The organism is Jeotgalibacillus proteolyticus (genome assembly GCF_050107735.1).
Lineage (GTDB): Bacteria > Bacillota > Bacilli > Bacillales > Jeotgalibacillaceae > Jeotgalibacillus > Jeotgalibacillus proteolyticus_A.
In genome coordinates this window covers 1-18414 of the sequence record NZ_JBNILO010000017.1, presented here as the reverse complement: position 1 = coordinate 18414, position 18414 = coordinate 1, and the positions used below count along the sequence as shown (strand labels likewise).

Below are 18414 nucleotides of genomic sequence, written 5' to 3'. Positions count from 1 at the left end.
ATAATGTATAGTAACTATATCATTATTATACGGATTCAAGCAAGGGGGTTCCGTTCACCCAATAGGCGTACAGCAAAAACCTGATCACAGAATCCGCGAAGGCCATTGTAAACCCGCTGGACCTTTGACTCATACTCCACAATACCGAATACCGTAGGCCCACTTCCGCTCATTAAGACCGCATCAGCCCCAAAGCGCTCCATTTGGTCTTTTATATGCGCTACTTCAGGGTGCATGTTTAGTGTTACAGCCTCTAACGCATTGCCTAAATTAGCACACATTGCTTTAAAGTCCTGATCATAAATCGCCTGTACCATAGCTTTTGTATCGGGGTGCTCGATCCGATCAGTCTTTAAATTCCGATACACATCCGCTGTCGAAACCCCAATAGACGGTTTCGCCAGAATCACCCAGCATTTAGGGGGGCAAGGAAGCTCCTGAATGATCTCTCCTCTTCCGGTCGCAAGCGCCGTTCCTCCGTAAACACAAAATGAAACATCGGATCCGATCTCTGACCCAATTTCAGCCAGTTCATCAAGCGATAAATTTAATGCCCACAGCTGATTTAACCCACGCAGTGTCGCCGCGGCATCACTGCTTCCTCCTGCCAGCCCCGCTGCAACAGGAATTTGCTTTTGAATCGTAATTGAAACACCCTGCTTCACCTTAAAACGGCGCTGCAATAAATCCGCCGCCTTATACGCAAGGTTACGGTGATCGCCCGGAACAAACCGATCATGCGACAAAATATAAATTGAGCCATCCCGTACAATCTCCAGCTCAATCCGATCCGCTAAATCCACGGTTGTCATTACCATTTCCACCTCATGAAACCCATCAGATCTCTTACCCAGCACATCCAGCGACAAATTAATCTTCGCAGGTGCCTTTACCATCATCTTCAACCTACTTCACCTCAATCATCAAAACAGTTCAATGAAGCTATTGTAGCATAAATGAAGAAAAGTGGAAGCAGGCGTTCTGCCCTGACAAGCACAAGGCGGTTCGCGAGGAGGGCGTTCTTTACCACCGCAGAGAATCGACTTGTGACTCGAAGGGCAGCCTGCTGGAACTGGACATCAAGAAAAGTGGAAGCAGGCGTTTAGGGGCGACAAGCATAAAACAGCCTGCACACATAGGCGCTTTTTGCCTATTGGGCGGGTTGGCTTATGACCTCGAGCCCCTGCCTGCTGGAACTGGATCAGGAAAAGGGGAAGCAGGCGTTCTGCCCTGACAAGCACAAGACGGTTCGCGAGGAGGGCGTTCTTTACCACCGCAGAGAATCGACTTGTGACTCGAAGGGCTGCCTGCTGGAACTGGATCACATTAAAGCGTAAGGCGCTTGTTCAGCTCCGACAAGCATAAGACACGCTGTCCCCACAGGCATGCACTTTGCCTGTGGGGACAGCGTGACTTATGACCTCGAGGAGCTAGCGCCTGCAGCTGGATATCAGGAAAAGGGGAAGCAGGCGTTCTGCCCTGACAAGCACAAGGCGGTTCGCGAGGAGGGCGTTCTTTACCACCGCAGAGAACTGACTTGTGACTCGAAGGGCTGCCTGCTGGAACTGGACACCAAGAAAAGGGGAAGCAGGCGTTCTGCCCTGACAAGCACAAAGCAAGCTGGGCACTGAATGGTCTTTAAACACACTTAAAAACACCAAGCCTCTCCCCATAGAAAAAACCAGCAGAGTTTCCTCTGCTGGTTTGCGGCTGATACCTGTTTGTATTTGATGAACCTGCACGCACCCAAGCTGTCGTTAACGAAAATTGACATGATCGTAAAAAGTACTTTACTGCTTTTTCGCTAGCTGTGTTTCAGCCATTTCGATGGCTCGCTTCACCATATTACCGGCATCTCGTGATTTTATGCCGCCCCAGCCTTCCTGCTGGACCGTGTCGTAAAACCCGAGTTCTTTGGCGATCTCTTCTTTGAGTTGATCAGACATGATGCTTCTACGTCTACCCACGTCGGTTTTCCCCCTCCGTCGGTAACAGCCATCTTTACTATGTACAAAATTAAAGGAGCTATGCATCCGAGAAAAAATAAAAAAGCAGTAAACGACTGTCCACTGCTAGCTTACGTTAATTGCTTCAGAACCTTCATCAATAAAGGTTAATTCCACAGATTCAGTTAATACATCGGTGTAGCTGTACGATACCCGTTCAAAAGCATGCTCATCCTGATCGAGTTCCACGATAAAAATGGATGGATACGTTTCAGTAAGAACTCCTGAACGCTCGATTGTCTTGCGTCTTCCACCATTGGCTTTTAACATTAGACGTTTTCCGAGATTTAAATCAAGTGCCTTTTTAATGTCGGCTAAAGTTTTTGGCATTTCGCTTCCACCTCACTGGTTTTAGTATAACACATCGTTCCTGCGAGGTCAAACAAATAAATTATTTTATCAATGTTTCAATGTGAATGTCAATGTTTTTTATTTTGCAAATACCGCTGTTTTTCGTCAGCAGTTCGTATTTTCCCTTATTCTGTGTACATTTCAGCCCGATAAGGAGTACCTGTTCTCAGTACACCTTTTGTTTCTACACCGCCAATTCCGTCTTCATCCGCTAGTGTATGCTGTAAAATGTCTTCCATAAATACAGATTCTTTAAAGGAGGTATAACTCACTTTTCCTACTGTATAAACAGGGTCAAGTGCATGAATATTTACACGGAGCGGCGAACTGGCAAAATTCGCTCCAGCATGAATTAACGATTCAAAATGCGATTGGCATGCGCCAGCAAAAATAACAAGCTGATCCAGGCTGGGCATTTTTCTTCTTGCAGTTTGCACGGCTTTCACGAATGCCGCTGAATTTCGGTAGGAATTAATATCGGTTTTTTTTCCACGCGAGGGAAGATAAGCATCGTGCCCTGTCAGAACCAAAATTTGCGGCTGATATTTCTCAATGAGTGCTGAAACGCGCTCAGGCATCTCCTGCTCCTGGCAATGGATTCCAACTACAGGTACACCCAGTGAGGAATAAGCATCGATACACTTATTTAAATATTGAGGATCGCCATCAATGTGAAGAACTTTACCTGGTAAATGAAAAGATTGACTAGAGGAGGAATTATTTCGCTGCTCTTTTTTCTTTGTGTCGTTTTTAAAGGAATGAAATGATTCCTCCTCTTGGCTTCTCCATTCTTCTTCTATACGCTCAATATCTTTTTCTGTCATCAGTGTTAGATCCGCTACTGGGGCATCTGCCACTAACCGGATGTCAGAACCAAACAAGATCGCCACTTCTTCTCCATCCCGCTCTACCACATCCACTACACGAAACAATACATCACATCCGTATGATTTCCGTCCAACTAACTGGTTGATCCATTCCATGGCGCGGCCTCCTGTCTCCCTGACCTCTCTTTACTTTATGCAGGAAGCTGCCTATGGGTGATTGATTTATTATTTCAGGCTGAAGCTGTGTAACTCCTGAAGCAGGCCATCCACTTTAACGCAAAGTGTAAAAAGCTCTTACTTATAATGTCATCAAATTAAAAAAATAAACCACATAAAAAAGAATGCATTCGCGAAAACAGCTGTCTCGTGAATACATCTTAGTTACGAATGCCTTTAGCTCCGTGCTTTTTAAAATTGATTCAGTCCTGCTTAAAAAATGGATATAAGGCATCGGAAAGCGCACCGAATTCCGGAATTGAAAGGCTTTCTCCTCTTCTGGCCGGGTCAATTGCAGCAGCTGACAATGCGCTGAGAATACTTTCTTTTTTCGCTTTCCCATTTGGCAGCTGACTTGTTAAATTATTTAAGATGGTTTTTCTGCGCTGAGCAAAAGAGGATCGCGTGACCTGGAAGAAAAATTCTTCATTTATTACGTCCACTGCAGGTTTTTCCCTCTTCATCAGCTTTATAACCGCTGAGTCAACATTGGGCTGCGGCATAAACACCGTTTTTGGTACAACCATCACCGTGGATGCCTCTGTGTAGTATTGAATCGCTATGGACAAAGAACCGTATGTTTTAGAACCTGGCTTCGCTGCAATCCGGTCTGCCACTTCTTTTTGCAGCATAACCACCAATCCCTGAATGGGCAGATTTTCAGTGAGCAGCTTTAAAATAATCGGCGTCGTTACGTAATAGGGTAGATTCGCGACAACCATTACTTTTTGTACATCTGCCAGCTCTTCTTTAATCGTCTTTTCCACGTCAGCTTTCAAGATATCGGAATGGAGAACGTTGATGTTATTGTACGGAGACAAGGTGTCCTTAAGAATCGGCAGCAGCCGCTGATCAATTTCAAAGGAGACGACTTTTTTGGAGGCTCTCGCCAGGTGCTCGGTCAACGCTCCAATGCCCGGTCCCACTTCAATCGCCCCGTCTTCTTTTGTCAGGCCGGCATGATCCACGATATTTACTAATATGTTTGGGTCGATTAAAAAATTCTGACCAAGGCTCTTTTTAAAAGAGAATCCATATTTCTTCATTATTTCTTTTGTTCTAATGGGTGTTGCAATGTCTTTAGTCATGTTGTTCCTCCTGTAGTATACGTGACATCTCGTGGATGAACTCATCTTTTGATATTTGGAACATCAGAAGGCGATTATACAGCTGCTTTCCATTTGAATACCCGATATTTAGCCTTTTTCCTAGAAGTTCTCTGCGAACTTTGGCTTTTGGCCCGCCTATTAGTCCAGCTTCCATAAGCTCTTCTTTTGATATCTGTTCAACTGGTGCTTCCATCATAGTATGAGCATGCTTCAAAGCTTCCCGGATAATGTCCGCGGAGGCGTGCTCGACTCCAAGCCCTCTTCCCTTTTTTCTCAGTGCATCCTGCCGGTCAATAAAAGCATGCTTGCAGCCCGGTACATATTCCTGCACAATTTGCCGAATTCTCTGGCCGGGATAGTCTGGATCCGTTAAGACAATGACTCCGCGCTTTTCCTGAGCATGCTTAATCTTTTCCAAAACACTTTTATGGACGGCTGAGCCGTTTGTCTCTATTGTATCGGCATTTACTGCCCTTTTTATCGCAGTGGTATCATCTCTTCCTTCTACGACAATAATTTCTTTGATTTTCATGTGTTCCTCCATAAATTCCTTGTTTCTTCTATTGTATAAGGAACTCGTTTTTTGTATCTTCTTAGTATAAATCAATTTTTGCGAAAACACACAAAAAACAGGAAGATTTCTCTTCCTGTTCCATGGCATTCTGTTCTATGGCAAAATTTTAATTTTCACCTGTCGATTTCCCCAGCGATACGCTTCTTCTTTACTTGGGATAAAGACATCAATCTTATTTCCCTTAATTGCTCCGCCCGTATCTCCAGCTACTGCATAGCCATAGCCTTCCACATATACTTTTGAACCAAGCGGGATAACAGAAGGATCCACAGCGATTACTTTCATCCCAGGATTTGCTTTTAAATCAATTCCTGTGGCTGTAATGCCTGAACACCCATTGCATGAAGCCGTATAGGCCGTAGATGACACTGTAAATTCTTTTCCGCCCTCCGGCTCGTCCGTTGAAGTGTTAACAGCCTGAGCAGCGGTCGTAGTTGCAGCAGGCGCAGACGCAGCGGTTGCCACCGTTTGAACGGGCTGTGAAGCTGACTCTGTTTTTTCAGATGATGCCTGCACTGCTTCCGTTTCACGTGAAACGTCAGCCACTACTGTTTTTGTACCAATGGATACAACCTGATTGATGCTCTCTTTAACTACTTTTTCAGATGCAAGTTTGCGAGACACTTCTTTTCCATTTTCAAGAACAATATCATAGGTCTTTTCTACAAGGCCTTTTTCGCCTTTTTGAACCACTTCTTCTGCCCCGGACGTAAGCTCTGAATCTTCTCTTGTCTCTACAGCGAAGTTTTTGGATTCTTCCACCACATCGGTGACTTTTTCAACACGGACAATCTTCACTGACGTTCCTCGCGATAGTTTTGTATCGAGAGCCGGTTCAATGCGGTCGTCTTTATTCAGCTTTATATCCTGCTGCTTTAAAAAGTCAGCGACGGTGATCGAAGTCGACCATGCCTCTTGTTTATTTGTGCCGTCAACCAAGGTCCAGGCAAAAGCCTGCTCCAGCGTAATCGCCATATCTTCTTCAATATCGGCCGTTAACTCATGAGAAAGACTATCTTTTTCGTTTATTTCAATATTTTCTTTGTCCAAAAATTCTTTAATGGTATCCGCAGTGGTCTTCACCTGCCAGGTTTGTCCGCTCATCGTAAGCGATACTTCCTTTGCCGCTTCCCACTTTACCTTCATATCATGGTAAACTGCTGAATCACCTGATGGATTCAGATAATCCTTGGAATCTACATCAATCTCTAATTCTGCAAATATATCTTTTACATGATCCGCATTTGTACGAACAAGCTGCTCTTCACCGTTTACAGAAAGTGAAACGGTCTTTTTCATTCCTTCCTGAAACAAAAACGTGACAGCCAGTACAAAAACAGTAATGGTGATTAGACTATAGACCCAGTTCCTTTTGTTTACAGACCCTTGAATCAGGTTTTTCACGGTGTTATTCGATTGCATGAAAAACTCCCCCTCTACTCCGAGTGATTATAAAGACGTTTATTTTGACTTGTCAACCTTGAAATCTATGACTTGCTGCCCTGCACAGGTGATTTATGTCCCATTATGCATAGAGGCATATGGCTTGAAAAGATTTTCTTTTCGACAAATCCAGTCTCAAACTCGAAGAATCATTGGGCATTTTGTCGCGCATACAATCGAATTCCCATGAAGTTTATCCAATAACCGCTTCTTATTCAGACAGTTTATAGTTTAAATATTTTTTTAGCGTTTTGTGTCGTTTGATTTCCCACTTCTTCGTAAGAAATGCCTTTTATTTCAGCAATCTTTTCTGCAACTAATTTTACATATGCAGGTTCATTTCGTTTGCCTCTGTATGGATGAGGAGCAAGAAATGGAGCATCTGTTTCAATAAGCAGATGGTTCAAATCAATGCCTTCTGCGACCTCTTTTGGCTTTTTTGCATTTTTGAATGTAACTGGTCCGCCTAAAGAAATCATAAAGTTCATGTCGACGCATTGCTGTGCGATTTCGAGGCTTCCGCTGTAGCAATGCATGATGCCTCCTACTTCAGAAGCGTTCTCTTCCCGTAAAATGTCCACTACGTCCTGTGTCGCATCACGATTGTGAATGACGATCGGCAGCTGAACACGCTTGGCAAGCTGAATCTGTTTGCGGAATACATCTTGCTGCACATCTTTTGGCGATTTATCCCAATGGTAATCAAGACCCATTTCACCAATTGCTACAACCTTGGGATGCTTGGCAAGCTCTTCAATCCAATTAAGTTCTTTTTCTGTCATATCAATTGCGTCAACCGGATGCCAGCCAACTGCAGCATAGATAAAGTCATGCTTCTCTGCAAGTTCCATCGCTTTGTGGATGGTTGGGGTATCAAATCCGACCACCGTCATCCATTCAACGTCGTTCTCCATTGCCCGGCTGATGACTTCATCGATATCTTCTTCAAATTGATCTGCATTTAAGTGGACATGTGTATCAAATAACATTTCACTCTCTCCTTTAGCAGCAAATTTAGTTTATTAAAAATTCCTGTGACATGCATCACAGTTATGTAACAAACAGATAACAAGTTCGTCACATTTTTAATTTGATTGTCTAATGATGTAAAAAGGAAATATGGCATATGTGTATATTTACTCGCAACAAAAATATATTTATATAGTATTATTTAAAGGTAATGTTGCCTCTAATCAACATTTCCTTCGCTATAAACTATTCTGATATATATCACTCATATTAACTCTTGTTTATGCAACAAAGTGCCTATATATCGACTAAATTACTTGTTTTTTAGTCTAAACTACACAACAAACAGTCTCGTAACATTACTGTCACCTTTGTGTAATAATTGAAACAGGCATAAAAAAACGGAAAAGGAGTGGCTCTGCAAATGGAGAGCCGCTCCTTCATCCAATTCCTATTCATTTAACGCGTGCCCCGTTTTGAAGGGATGCTGCTACTTCGGCAAGAGCCAGCACACCATCTTTCTCACCGGCTAAAATCATTCCCTGAGACAGTTCGCCTCTCAGCTTAACAGGCTTTAAATTCGTAACACAAATGACTTTTCTTCCGATCAGATCCTTTGGTTCATAAAATTTAGCTATACCAGACACCACTTGTCGCTTTTCAAAGCCCAAGTCCAGCTGAATTTTCAGCAATTTGTCTGTTTTCTTAACCGGCTCCGCTTCCGTAACTGTTGCAACACGGAGGTCGACTTTCATAAAATCATCAATTGCGATCTCTTCTTCTATTTCCACCGGTTCTTCTTTAAAAGCTGCAGGTGCCGATCCCGTCATTTTTTCCTGAATATAAGCGACTTCTTCTTCTACTTCCAGACGCGGGAAAATCGGCTCTCCTTTTTTCACTACCTTAACACCTTCTGGAATCGCTCCAAAATTCTGCAAGCTGTCCCATGTCAAATGACGCTCATCTGTCAACTGCAGCTGATTCAAAATAAATGCAGGCGTTTGAGTTAAAAATGGCTGCAGCAAAACAGCAATCCGGCGAAGTGTTTCGGCTAAATGATTCATAACATTGCCAAGCTCGTGTTTTTTCGCTTCCTCTTTCGCAAGAACCCACGGCTGTGTTTCATCAATGTATTTATTTGTTCGGCTGATCAGCTGCCAAATGGTTGATAGAGCGACGGAGAATTCCATTTTTTCCATGGCATCCTGATACTTTTCGACCGTCGATTCATTTAATTCTTTTAACTGCCGGTCAAATACACCTTCAGAGCCTTTATAGGTTGGGATTTCGCCATCAAAATATTTATTAATCATGGCCACTGTGCGATTCAGCAGATTTCCTAGGTCGTTGGCCAAATCAAAATTGATTCTTTCGACAAATCCTTCCGGAGTAAAAATCCCATCCGATCCAAATGGCACTTCTCTTAATAAGTAGTAGCGCAGCGCGTCAAGTCCGTAACGGTCGATCAGGGTTACGGGATCTACAACATTTCCTTTGGACTTCGACATCTTGCCGTCTTTCATCAGCAGCCAGCCGTGAGCAAATACTTTTTTAGGCAGCGGAAGATCAAGCGCCATCAGCATAATTGGCCAGTAAATTGTATGGAAACGGACGATTTCCTTGCTCATCAGATGAACATTAGCCGGCCAGAACTGATTATATTTTTCTTCATTTTCCGACCCATAACCAAGAGCGGTGATATAATTCAGCAATGCATCAATCCACACGTAGATCACATGCTTAGCATTCCCCGGAACCTTCACGCCCCAGTCATAGGTGGTTCGGGATACTGCAAGATCCTCAAGTCCCGGCTTGATAAAATTATTCAGCATCTCGTTTTTACGCGATTCAGGCTGTATAAATTCGGGGTTCTCCTGATAATACTTCACTAATTGATCTGAATACTTGCCCATGCGGAAAAAGTAAGATTCCTCTCTTACCTTTTCTACAGGATGGCCGCTGTCCGGGCTATTGCCGCCAATGACCGTTCCATTCTCATCCAACTTCTTATTTTCAAGCTGGGTTTCAGTATAAAAAGTTTCATCAGGAATCGAATACCATCCTTCATATTCACCAAGGTAAATATCACCCTGATCTAAAAACTTTTTAAAGACCTTTTCTACAATTTCCTCATGTCGTTTTTCAGTCGTACGAATAAAGTCATCATAGGAAATATCCATCTTGCCCCAGAGCTCCTGAATCCCTTCGACAATCTCATCTACATAAGCTTGAGGAGAAATTCCCTTTTCTTTTGCTTTTTCCTGGATTTTCTGACCATGCTCATCCGTACCAGTCAGATACATTACATCAAAGCCTCGAAGTCGTTTATAACGTGCCATCGCATCACCAGCCACTGTTGTATAGGCATGACCGATATGCAATTTGCCACTAGGATAATAAATAGGGGTAGTAATGTAAAATGTCTTATTAGACTGACTCACCGAAAATCCTCCTCACGTTCCTTCTCATTTACCGTCAGAAAACCAATACTGACGCGCATTCATATGCTAAAAAATATAACCGAAAACGACGGTGAATGCAACCTGTTGAAATGGAAGCAAGGAGCAGCAGATCGATGCAGTCCAGCCTTTCTTCTCCGCTTCTATTCAAACTAAATGTATATTTTTACCCATGCGGTATTGGGCCCTTCAGTTAAAGACAAGCTTGAACAGTTCATTGCAAGCCTATGACATATTTAATATACGTTAATTTCCATTTATGTCGAACTAAAATCTTCAAATGAATATTTTGTCGAACGCTCTAATAGTTTGAATTAAAACTATTTTATTTACACTTACATATATTTCATGATATAGTGAATAATGTAGTAGTAAATTATTGTTAAACTATTTCGGCGCTTGTAATTTCGGGCTTTTTTATGAGATTAATTTAATAAAAGTTTCTAAGATTTATTTATTGACGTATATGGGAAACGTTGGTATGATGTTAGCACAGAGAGAAATTTGTCGAAACATGACGAAGAGGGTATGTACATTCAAAACCATTTTGAGAGGGGAATTTTTATGAAATCAACAGGAATTGTTCGTAAAGTAGATGAATTAGGCCGTGTGGTCATTCCAATCGAGCTTCGCCGCACATTGGGAATTGCAGAGAAAGACGCTTTGGAAATTTATGTGGATGATGAGAAGATCATTCTTAAAAAGTACAAGCCAAGCATGACTTGCCAAATTACTGGTGAGGTTTCAGATGACAATTTGAAACTAGCTGGCGGAAAATTAGTTCTTAGCCGTGAAGGCGCTGAATTGCTTATTAAAGAAATTCAAAACAACCTTCAAGACGCTTAATTTAAATGACTATGGTGAGCCTGTTCAAGCAATTTCTTGAACAGGCTTTTTTTTATATATAAACGAAGAAAACAGACGGACACTTTTATCGCTGTTCCCCATCGACATGGTAAGACTGATAAATGTCTCTTTTGGATTGTCCTCTGTCTTTAGCTGTTTCCTTAATAGCGGCTTTAGACGTAAGGCCCTGCTCCTCCATATAATGAGCAACATGCTGTTCAATCGTTAACGGCTCCCACCAGTCAGCGCCTTCAGCCTGCCAATCTTCCGCAGAAGCTCCTTCGACCACCAGACAAAATTCCCCGCGAAGCTCATTTTCCTCTGCCCATGCCAGACCCTCTTCAATCGTCCCTCTTATAAATTCCTCAAACTTCTTCGTTAATTCTCTTGAAATAACGATTTGACGGGCACCTCCAAGAGAATCCACCATTTCTTTAAGCGTATCCTTCAGGCGGTGAGGAGATTCATATAAGATAAAGGTCGAAGGAATGGTTGCCAGAAATTCAAGCTGCTCCCGCTTTTCCTTCTTCCCTCTTCCTAAAAATCCATAATAATAAAATGGCTGTGGAACAAGACCCGAGGCAATTAAAGAGGTTAAGGCAGCATTCGCTCCGGGCAGCGGCACCACGTTGATACCTTGCTTGAGCGCTTCCTGCACCAGCTCAAATCCTGGATCGGATATGCATGGCATACCGGCATCACTGACGAGAGCCACCTGCTCTCCCCTTCGTAGTCGCTCCAGCAGTTTTTCCCCGCTGGTTTCTTTATTGTGCTCGTGATAGCTGACCACATGAGTTGTTATTTCAAAATAATTACAGAGCTTTTTTGTATTTCTCGTATCCTCCGCTGCAATTAGATCTGCTTCTTTTAATAAACGGATGGCTCTGAACGTCATATCTTCTAAATTGCCAATGGGGGTGGGCACTAAATAAAGTCTGCCCTCACTCATTTCTTTAAAGCTTTGCTGTGTCGAAATCACACTCAACCCTTCTTTCCCAAAGAAAATGATCCTTTTGTTTCCGAGTAAGCTGTTTAAACGCGTATTCCGCCTGCATCGCTTCACGCTTGGATTCATACCCTTTCCAGTAATAAAGGGTAACAGGGGTGCGTGTACGGGTATATTTTGAAGCGATTCCTTCATTATGCTGCTGAAGTCTGCGTTCTAAATCAATCGTATACCCGCCATAGTAAGACCCATCTGCGCAATGCAGCACATAGAAAAAATGATTATGTAAGGCTTCCATACAAGATCTCCTTTACTTCATCTGTATATTCCCCATTCTCCTGATACACATAAAGAGGCGGCAAAATCTTAGTATCTGCTTTCCCATCTTTCGTTCCTTCTATTAAAATGGTGTTCGCTTCTTTTCCCATTTTCGGATAAACAAATTGAATGCGTTTCGGTTCGAGGCGGTATTTTCTCATGAGCGTCACTAAATCCAGCAATCTGCCAGGGCGGTGAACAAACGCTGCCTTTCCCCCCTGTTTTAACAAATCACTGCTTACTTTGACTGTATCTTCAAGGGTGCACATAATCTCATGCCTGGCGATGGCAAAGTGTTCATTCCTGTTTTTTTCTTCTTTTGATGGTGTTAAAAAGTAAGGAGGGTTGCACGTCACGACATCATGCTTTGCCCAACCAAGAGCAGGCACCACGACTTTTAAGTCTTCATGCACCATCTCAAGCCTGTGTTCAAGTCCGTTATGTGCGATACTTCTGACTGCCATGTCATAAAGTTTTTCCTGAATCTCCACACCTGTAATTTTCCCTTTTGTCCGGGTGCTTAGTAATAAAGGAATGACCCCGTTTCCTGAACAAAGATCCACAAGACTTCCTTTTTGTATGGGCACCTGCACAAAACGAGCCAGTAAAACGGCATCCAAAGAAAACGCAAAAACAGAGGGGCTTTGGATAATTGTCAGGTCCTCCGCCAATAAATAATCCAGTCGTTCGTCTCCCGTTAAATTCATGCTGCTGCACCTCCCTGGCACAAAAAAAGGGAGCTGCGTTTGAACCTGTTTATCCTTCGAGCACTTTTTCTGCCCAAAGATCTAAACAAGGTCACAAACGTTCGCCCCCATATTGCACCTATTATTTTTTGTTTAAAAATGATAGACAAAATAAACAATCTTCATCTTTACGCGGGCTCCCAAAATGGATATTGCAAATATGGAACCCTTCCTGGTAAAGGCGGGCAAGATTATCGTAGCCTTCCCCTATATCTGATACCTGTGCTTCTTCTGACCCGCTTTCTTTTCCGCTTCCGCTGACTCTGCCTGCTTTTTTACGAGCTGTCTCAAGCTGCTCGAGCCTTCTGCGCAAGTGATCATTCTCAATTTGAAGCGAATGGTTCTCTTCCATCATTTCAGCCAGATGCTGTTTTAATTCACCCAGCTGCTGGTACAAGTGACCAATTTGCTGCTCCATATTGCTGACGGAATCAAAGAACTCCTTCTTATCCACGAACCCCACCTCATTACTCTGTGGCTTGAATTGTAGCGATCTCGTTGTTCATTATTTCTTCAAGCGTATATTCCAGCGTACGGTCCTGACCCTTCATTTCAATCTGAAGTACCCGTTCGAGCATATTTAAGCCAATTACTTTCCCTTTTCCTTCAGGAGTATTGACAAACTGTCCGAGATCCGGCATTTCTTCTTTTGCAGCTTCGTACTCATCGTTTTCGTACTTTAAGCAGCACATTAAACGGCCGCAAAGACCTGATATTTTTGCCGGATTCAGTGACAGATTTTGATCCTTGGCCATTTTAATGGAGACCGGTTCAAAATCGCCCAGGAAAGTGGAACAGCAAAGCATTCTTCCACATGGTCCAATTCCACCAAGCATCTTGGCTTCATCACGAACACCGATTTGTCTTAACTCAATTCGTGTTCGAAAAACAGACGCTAAGTCTTTAACCAGGTTTCTGAAGTCCACTCGACCGTCTGCTGTGAAATAAAAGATCACTTTATTTCGATCAAACGTATATTCTACATCAACAAGCTTCATATCTAAATCATGCTCACTGATCTTGCTGGAACAAACCTCGTAAGCATGGAGTGCTTCATCTTTATTTTCCTGAACGGACAGGCGGTCTTTTTGATCCGCTATGCGTACAACCTTTTTTAAAGGAAGTACAACATCGTTTTCATCAACCTTTTTCACGTCTACTACAACTTTACCATATTCGACTCCTCGAACCGTTTCAACAATGACATAATCGTCTTTGACAATTTGAAGCTGGTTCGGATCGAAATAATAAATTTTGCCCGCTTTCTTAAAACGGACTCCTACTACATCATACAAGTGCAGATCCCCCCTGCAATTTAAGCATCAGCTGCTCCATAAGCAGCTGTGTATTCATATTTTGGTGTAACTTTCTCTTGGCTTCCAAAATGGTGGTCAATTGATCCGACAATTGCTTCGTCGATGTTTGAAGCGCATCTTTTTGAAACACTTCAAGCTGATCCGGGTAAGAAAGGTGGTCATGCTTGTCCGTTTGGATGTAAAGGAGGTCCTTATATATATGAAGAAACAAATCTAAAGACAATTCGATTTGATCTTTCTCTTTAAAATGCGGCAAAAATTCACCTTGAAGACGCGTCATTGCTTCAAATGGGTGAACCTTCAGCGCTTCGTATAATTTTAACATGATTTTTCGTCCTTGTACAAACCACTCATCCGTACTTAAGCGAATCCCTTCTTCTTGCTGGTTCGTTAATTTTGAAAGAAGAGCAGCCATAGTAGGATGAACTCCCTGTTCGGTCAGGCGTTCTTTAAAGAAAACAGGGGTCAGAGATTGAAATGGCACATGCTGACATCTTGAGAGAATCGTTGGCAGCATTTGATGCATTTGCTCTGTAATTAAAATCGCAGTCGTAGAAGGATGCGGTTCTTCCAGAAACTTCAGCAGAGAGTTCGCAGCCTGGGATGTCATTTTGTCTGCGAAAGTAAGAATGTATACTTTTCGCCTGGACTCAACACCGGACTTGCTGAACTCCTCCTGAAGCGCTTTAATCTGATCTTTTTTGATCGATAAACCATCCGGCTCCACTAAGTGGATATCCGGGTGGTTGCCGCTTTTAATCCGCATGCAGTGATCACACGCCATACAGGGAACACCGTGATCAGGGTTCAGGCAAAATAAACCCTGCGCTAAAAAAACGGCCATTTCCTTTTTCCCTGTGCCGCGTGCGCCTTCAAACAAATACGCATGCGCCACTCTTTCTTTTGACAGACTGTTTACCAGCATTTGAGCAGCGAGCGGCTGCCACTGCTGTAATTCATTCCAGGTTGCAGCCATACTAATCCCTCATCCACATATCGTATTTCTTTTAAAATTGATGGAATTGTTCGATTGGAAGAACAAATACGGTTGCTCCTCCTACCTCTACCTCCACCGGGTACGGGATGTACGAGTCTGCATTGCCTCCCATAGGTGATACTGGAGCCACCATCTGTTCTCTTGAACGGCAGCTCTCATTAATCACCTGGAGTGCTTTGTCTACTCGTGTATCTTCTGTACCAATCATAAAAGTTGTGTTTCCTGATTTTAAGAATCCACCCGTACTAGCAAGCTTTGTAGCACGAAAATTATTTTTCATCAAAGCAGTTGATAAACGGTTGCTATCTTGATCCTGTACTACTGCCACGACCAGTTTCATGAATTCCACCCTCTCTTTATTAAATGTAGTAAGTGTAATTTCTTTCTATTATAACAAGAATGAATAAACTTTACTAAATCATTCTTTTATCTCACTCATTAGCCTATGTCTGTTCCACATAAGGGGTGAGAGCAAGCAGAGCGTCACGGCAAACATTTTCTACAGGCTGTGCCGCATCGATCACTTTGATTCGATCAGGGAAGCGCTCTGTTAGCAGCTTGTACCCCTCATACACCTTCTCATGAAAGGACAAGGCTTCTAAATCAAGCCGATTAATTTCCCGTTGGCTGTTCTGTGCGATCCTTGCCATTCCTGCTTCAGGCTCTAGATCAAAAAACAATGTGCAGTCAGGCATTTGATCCTCAATCGCAAATTGATTAATGCTCCAGACCTCATCGATTCCCAGTCCCCTTGCATATCCCTGGTAAGCAAGGGAGCTGTCAATAAACCTGTCGCACAATACAATCGTTCCCTCATTTAAAGCAGGAAATACCTTTTCCACCAGGTGCTGACGTCTCGCAGCTGCATATAACAGCGCTTCCGTCCTGCTGTCCATGGCTATATGGTCGGGATCCAGAATAATGCCTCTTATTTTCTCAGCGATTTCGATTCCACCGGGCTCTCTTGTAAGAAGCACGGAGTGTCCTCGGCTGATCAGCTGCTGCTCAATCTCTTTGATCACTGTCGTTTTTCCTGCGCCTTCTGGTCCTTCTACTGAAATAAATAGTCCTCTTTTCTTACCCATGCCGTTCCTCACAATCCTTCACTACCTTAATTTCTTTTTCTTTTACCCGCTGCTCCCCTTGAAAGCGCATCTCCATACAGCTCCAATTGATCAGCTGATCTCTTTTATCTTCTGTCAGCTTTTCACCTGCAATTACAAACGGCACTCCCGGAGGATAGGGAATAATGGAAGCCGCTGCAATTCTTCCACAAGAGGCATCAAGCGCAATCCATTCAAAAGGCGCTATTTCTGCGTCTCCAACTGACATTGCAAGCTCCTTAATCCGGCTGCCAGGACCGGTCAGCACCTTAGGCTTAGGCGGCATCAGATTGTCTGCCTGTCGATCTCCTGCTCCTTTTAATGCCTCGATTGTGCGGTCAAACTCTTCAGTATAGGACATTCCCTCTTTTAAAAGAGGGAGGATCAGCAATACCTGAAGAGGATCCGCCAACTCAGGAAAAATCCCTTGTTCTTCAAGAATCTGCTGAAGCTCATAGCCCGTCATCCCATTAGCTCTTAAAATAAGCTTTAACGGATCTTCCGGTTCAATAACCGTAATAAACGGCAGCTTTTGAAGGCTGCTGATAAAACTTTTTCTCTGGTTTAAAAAGTGATCAAGATCCTGCTGCCCAAATCCGGCCAGATAAGACCGTGCCCCATCCAACGACGCCATAATTAAATAAGAAGGACTGCTGGATTGCAGCATACCTAACACTCTCTTTACCTTCAGCTGGTCTACTCTGTTAGTACCAATATGTAAAAAGGAGCCCATGGTAAAAGCAGGGAGCGTTTTATGTGCGGAATGAACCACCATATCCGCGCCTGCAGCAAGACTGGACGCTGGAAACGGACTGCCTGCAGTAAAATGTGCACCGTGTGCTTCATCTACCAGAACTATCAGCTGTTTTTTCTTTGCTAAAGAAATCAGCCCCTCCAGATCACTTGTATGGCCATAATAAGAAGGGTAGGTCATCACGAGCGCCTTAGCCTCGGGATAAAGCTGCAGTGCCTCAGACAGCACCTCCTGTGAGATTCCTTTAGGGGTTAACGTCACAGAATCTACCTCAGGCTCTAAAAATACCGGTTTCACCTTACTTAACGAACAGGCATGAAGAATGGATTTGTGACTGTTGCTGGCGATAAAGACCGTGTCCTCTGCTTCACACGCAGTCAGCAGCATCGTCAAATTTCCCACAGTCGAGCCGTTAACCAGAAAATAGCTAGACATCGAGCGATAATGATTGCGAAGAAGCTCCATTGCCTCTTTGATCACACTATCAGGCGCATGCAGATCATCAAGAGATGAAAGCTCTGTAGCATCAAAGCGTCCTGCAGCAGAAAAAAGATCTCCCGGGTCGATCAGGCCATTCTTATGACCTGGCACATGAAAGGAAACGGGTTTTTTCATTTTAAATGTATGCAAAGCCTCAATTAAAGGCATTTTCTTTTGATTCATCTTCTTCACCTGTCTTTACGTACAATTGTAACATTTAAAGACGGGTTAAAGTATCTGAACCAATATAAAATGAGCCTGGGACAAAACTGTCTCAAGCTCTAATACCGGTTCACTTCGCTTTAGTCGGGCTTTCGCTTTCCGCAGGGACGGCGCTGAGCCTTTTCAGAGCCTTGCTCTGTAAAGGCTCAGCTTGCCGTCATGTTCTTCAGGAGTCGCCGCCTTCCGTTCCGCTCACCTAATACTACTAATAAAAATATCTTCATTTTTAAAACGTTCTTGAGTTTTGTCCCAACCTCATCCTGCATACCTTACTTTTATTCTATTAAGCTTGTGTATCCCTTCTTAAAATATAGACCCAGCGATCATAGGTTTGATCATCTGTATCCATTTTAATTAGTGATTGTTCACACCAGGAACAAATGAGTTTGTTTTGTAATTGAATTCCTCTTTTATATCGTCTGCGGCAAGCTTGGCACACTCTCATCCCACTCCACTCCTCCACTTCTCGATGGTTCTTATCATCAAGTATGGACACGATTAATTGAACCTAATCCTAACTATAGTATTCATTATAAAAAAGAATGTGCCTGTCTTTTCATCTCTTTTTCTCCATATAAAAATTTACCCGGATGTGACCTGAAAATAAAAAAGCCATTCCCAAAGGGAATGACTCTTTTTTTGTGCCTAGCGACGTCCTACTCTCACAGGGGGAGACCCCCAACTACCATCGGCGCTGAAGAGCTTAACTTCCGTGTTCGGCATGGGAACGGG

20 protein-coding genes and 1 rRNA gene are annotated in these 18414 nt (G+C 43.2%); 1 reads left to right on the top strand and 20 read right to left on the bottom strand.

Annotated elements, in window-relative coordinates; translation table 11 throughout:
• Positions 1-35 precede the first annotated feature (35 nt).
• From ispE to metG, 9 genes are all read right to left on the bottom strand, one after another.
• Complete coding sequence (gene ispE / locus ACQCT8_RS18230; RefSeq protein WP_426873483.1) at positions 36-905, bottom strand: 4-(cytidine 5'-diphospho)-2-C-methyl-D-erythritol kinase; 870 nt, start codon at positions 903-905, stop codon at positions 36-38.
• Positions 906-1790: 885 nt separating this feature from the next.
• A complete protein-coding gene (locus ACQCT8_RS18225) occupies positions 1791-1967 on the bottom strand; it encodes a small, acid-soluble spore protein, alpha/beta type (protein WP_278242504.1) in 177 nt (58 codons plus the stop codon).
• 105 nt (positions 1968-2072) lie between these two features.
• Positions 2073-2336: a biofilm formation stimulator Veg gene (veg, locus tag ACQCT8_RS18220; RefSeq protein ID WP_278242505.1), complete on the bottom strand. Its 264-nt coding sequence runs from the start codon at positions 2334-2336 to the stop codon at positions 2073-2075.
• A gap of 146 nt (positions 2337-2482) precedes the next feature.
• The gene (gene yabG / locus ACQCT8_RS18215) at positions 2483-3340 is read right to left on the bottom strand and encodes a sporulation peptidase YabG (protein ID WP_426873480.1); all 858 of its coding nucleotides are present in this window, start codon (positions 3338-3340) and stop codon (positions 2483-2485) included.
• A gap of 263 nt (positions 3341-3603) precedes the next feature.
• On the bottom strand, positions 3604-4488 hold the full coding sequence (gene rsmA, locus ACQCT8_RS18210; RefSeq protein ID WP_426873478.1) for a 16S rRNA (adenine(1518)-N(6)/adenine(1519)-N(6))-dimethyltransferase RsmA: 885 nt from the start codon (positions 4486-4488) through the stop codon (positions 3604-3606).
• Positions 4481-5041, bottom strand: a complete 561-nt coding sequence (gene rnmV / locus ACQCT8_RS18205) for a ribonuclease M5 (RefSeq protein WP_426873476.1) — start codon at positions 5039-5041, stop codon at positions 4481-4483. The genes rsmA and rnmV overlap by 8 nt, the downstream gene beginning before the upstream one ends.
• Before the next feature lie 135 nt (positions 5042-5176).
• On the bottom strand, positions 5177-6505 hold the full coding sequence (locus ACQCT8_RS18200) for a ubiquitin-like domain-containing protein (RefSeq protein ID WP_426873474.1): 1329 nt from the start codon (positions 6503-6505) through the stop codon (positions 5177-5179).
• A 245-nt stretch (positions 6506-6750) separates the two neighbouring features.
• Positions 6751-7515 carry a TatD family hydrolase gene (locus ACQCT8_RS18195; protein ID WP_426873472.1) on the bottom strand — a complete coding sequence of 255 codons (765 nt, stop codon included), beginning with the start codon at positions 7513-7515 and terminating at the stop codon, positions 6751-6753.
• A gap of 435 nt (positions 7516-7950) precedes the next feature.
• Complete coding sequence (metG, locus tag ACQCT8_RS18190) at positions 7951-9936, bottom strand: methionine--tRNA ligase (RefSeq protein ID WP_426873470.1); 1986 nt, start codon at positions 9934-9936, stop codon at positions 7951-7953.
• Positions 9937-10512: 576 nt separating this feature from the next.
• On the opposite strand from metG, the gene ACQCT8_RS18185 reads away from it, so the two are divergent.
• Entirely contained in the window at positions 10513-10800 is a 288-nt protein-coding gene (locus ACQCT8_RS18185) for an AbrB/MazE/SpoVT family DNA-binding domain-containing protein (protein WP_278242522.1), read from the top strand.
• Between the two features lie 85 nt (positions 10801-10885).
• Here ACQCT8_RS18185 and rsmI read toward each other — a convergent pair whose 3' ends face one another.
• From rsmI to rrf, 11 genes are all read right to left on the bottom strand, one after another.
• On the bottom strand, positions 10886-11776 hold the full coding sequence (rsmI, locus tag ACQCT8_RS18180) for a 16S rRNA (cytidine(1402)-2'-O)-methyltransferase (RefSeq protein ID WP_426873546.1): 891 nt from the start codon (positions 11774-11776) through the stop codon (positions 10886-10888).
• Positions 11754-12044: a GIY-YIG nuclease family protein gene (locus ACQCT8_RS18175; protein WP_426873468.1), complete on the bottom strand. Its 291-nt coding sequence runs from the start codon at positions 12042-12044 to the stop codon at positions 11754-11756. Before ACQCT8_RS18175 ends, rsmI begins: the two co-directional genes overlap by 23 nt.
• Positions 12028-12771: a tRNA1(Val) (adenine(37)-N6)-methyltransferase gene (locus tag ACQCT8_RS18170; RefSeq protein WP_426873466.1), complete on the bottom strand. Its 744-nt coding sequence runs from the start codon at positions 12769-12771 to the stop codon at positions 12028-12030. The genes ACQCT8_RS18175 and ACQCT8_RS18170 overlap by 17 nt, the downstream gene beginning before the upstream one ends.
• A gap of 121 nt (positions 12772-12892) precedes the next feature.
• Positions 12893-13264 carry a DNA replication initiation control protein YabA gene (gene yabA, locus ACQCT8_RS18165; protein WP_278242515.1) on the bottom strand — a complete coding sequence of 124 codons (372 nt, stop codon included), beginning with the start codon at positions 13262-13264 and terminating at the stop codon, positions 12893-12895.
• A 13-nt stretch (positions 13265-13277) separates the two neighbouring features.
• Entirely contained in the window at positions 13278-14105 is an 828-nt protein-coding gene (locus ACQCT8_RS18160) for a PSP1 domain-containing protein (protein ID WP_426873463.1), read from the bottom strand.
• On the bottom strand, positions 14098-15102 hold the full coding sequence (gene holB / locus ACQCT8_RS18155) for a DNA polymerase III subunit delta' (RefSeq protein ID WP_426873461.1): 1005 nt from the start codon (positions 15100-15102) through the stop codon (positions 14098-14100). The genes ACQCT8_RS18160 and holB overlap by 8 nt, the downstream gene beginning before the upstream one ends.
• Positions 15103-15133: 31 nt before the next feature.
• The gene (locus tag ACQCT8_RS18150; protein ID WP_278242518.1) at positions 15134-15463 is read right to left on the bottom strand and encodes a cyclic-di-AMP receptor; all 330 of its coding nucleotides are present in this window, start codon (positions 15461-15463) and stop codon (positions 15134-15136) included.
• Positions 15464-15566: 103 nt separating this feature from the next.
• Positions 15567-16208, bottom strand: a complete 642-nt coding sequence (tmk, locus tag ACQCT8_RS18145; protein WP_426873459.1) for a dTMP kinase — start codon at positions 16206-16208, stop codon at positions 15567-15569.
• Positions 16201-17643, bottom strand: a complete 1443-nt coding sequence (locus tag ACQCT8_RS18140; protein ID WP_426873457.1) for an aminotransferase class I/II-fold pyridoxal phosphate-dependent enzyme — start codon at positions 17641-17643, stop codon at positions 16201-16203. Before ACQCT8_RS18140 ends, tmk begins: the two co-directional genes overlap by 8 nt.
• A gap of 322 nt (positions 17644-17965) precedes the next feature.
• The gene (locus ACQCT8_RS18135) at positions 17966-18127 is read right to left on the bottom strand and encodes a sigma factor G inhibitor Gin (RefSeq protein WP_426873455.1); all 162 of its coding nucleotides are present in this window, start codon (positions 18125-18127) and stop codon (positions 17966-17968) included.
• A 198-nt stretch (positions 18128-18325) separates the two neighbouring features.
• Positions 18326-18414 (bottom strand): 5S ribosomal RNA (gene rrf / locus ACQCT8_RS18130); the annotation flags it as partial.

What these genes read in the sequence shown, in the direction of transcription:
- ACQCT8_RS18195 (WP_426873472.1), bottom strand. Translation starts at nt 7,515, where the DNA reads ATGTTATTTGATACACATGTCCACTTAAATGCAGATCAATTTGAAGAA.
- rsmA (WP_426873478.1), bottom strand. Translation starts at nt 4,488, where the DNA reads ATGACTAAAGACATTGCAACACCCATTAGAACAAAAGAAATAATGAAG.
- ACQCT8_RS18140 (WP_426873457.1), bottom strand. Translation starts at nt 17,643, where the DNA reads ATGAATCAAAAGAAAATGCCTTTAATTGAGGCTTTGCATACATTTAAA.
- veg (WP_278242505.1), bottom strand. Translation starts at nt 2,336, where the DNA reads ATGCCAAAAACTTTAGCCGACATTAAAAAGGCACTTGATTTAAATCTC.
- ACQCT8_RS18150 (WP_278242518.1), bottom strand. Translation starts at nt 15,463, where the DNA reads ATGAAACTGGTCGTGGCAGTAGTACAGGATCAAGATAGCAACCGTTTA.
- rnmV (WP_426873476.1), bottom strand. Translation starts at nt 5,041, where the DNA reads ATGAAAATCAAAGAAATTATTGTCGTAGAAGGAAGAGATGATACCACT.
- holB (WP_426873461.1), bottom strand. Translation starts at nt 15,102, where the DNA reads ATGGCTGCAACCTGGAATGAATTACAGCAGTGGCAGCCGCTCGCTGCT.
- ACQCT8_RS18175 (WP_426873468.1), bottom strand. Translation starts at nt 12,044, where the DNA reads ATGGAAGCCTTACATAATCATTTTTTCTATGTGCTGCATTGCGCAGAT.
- ACQCT8_RS18200 (WP_426873474.1), bottom strand. Translation starts at nt 6,505, where the DNA reads ATGCAATCGAATAACACCGTGAAAAACCTGATTCAAGGGTCTGTAAAC.
- ACQCT8_RS18135 (WP_426873455.1), bottom strand. Translation starts at nt 18,127, where the DNA reads ATGAGAGTGTGCCAAGCTTGCCGCAGACGATATAAAAGAGGAATTCAA.
- yabG (WP_426873480.1), bottom strand. Translation starts at nt 3,340, where the DNA reads ATGGAATGGATCAACCAGTTAGTTGGACGGAAATCATACGGATGTGAT.
- tmk (WP_426873459.1), bottom strand. Translation starts at nt 16,208, where the DNA reads ATGGGTAAGAAAAGAGGACTATTTATTTCAGTAGAAGGACCAGAAGGC.
- ACQCT8_RS18170 (WP_426873466.1), bottom strand. Translation starts at nt 12,771, where the DNA reads ATGAATTTAACGGGAGACGAACGACTGGATTATTTATTGGCGGAGGAC.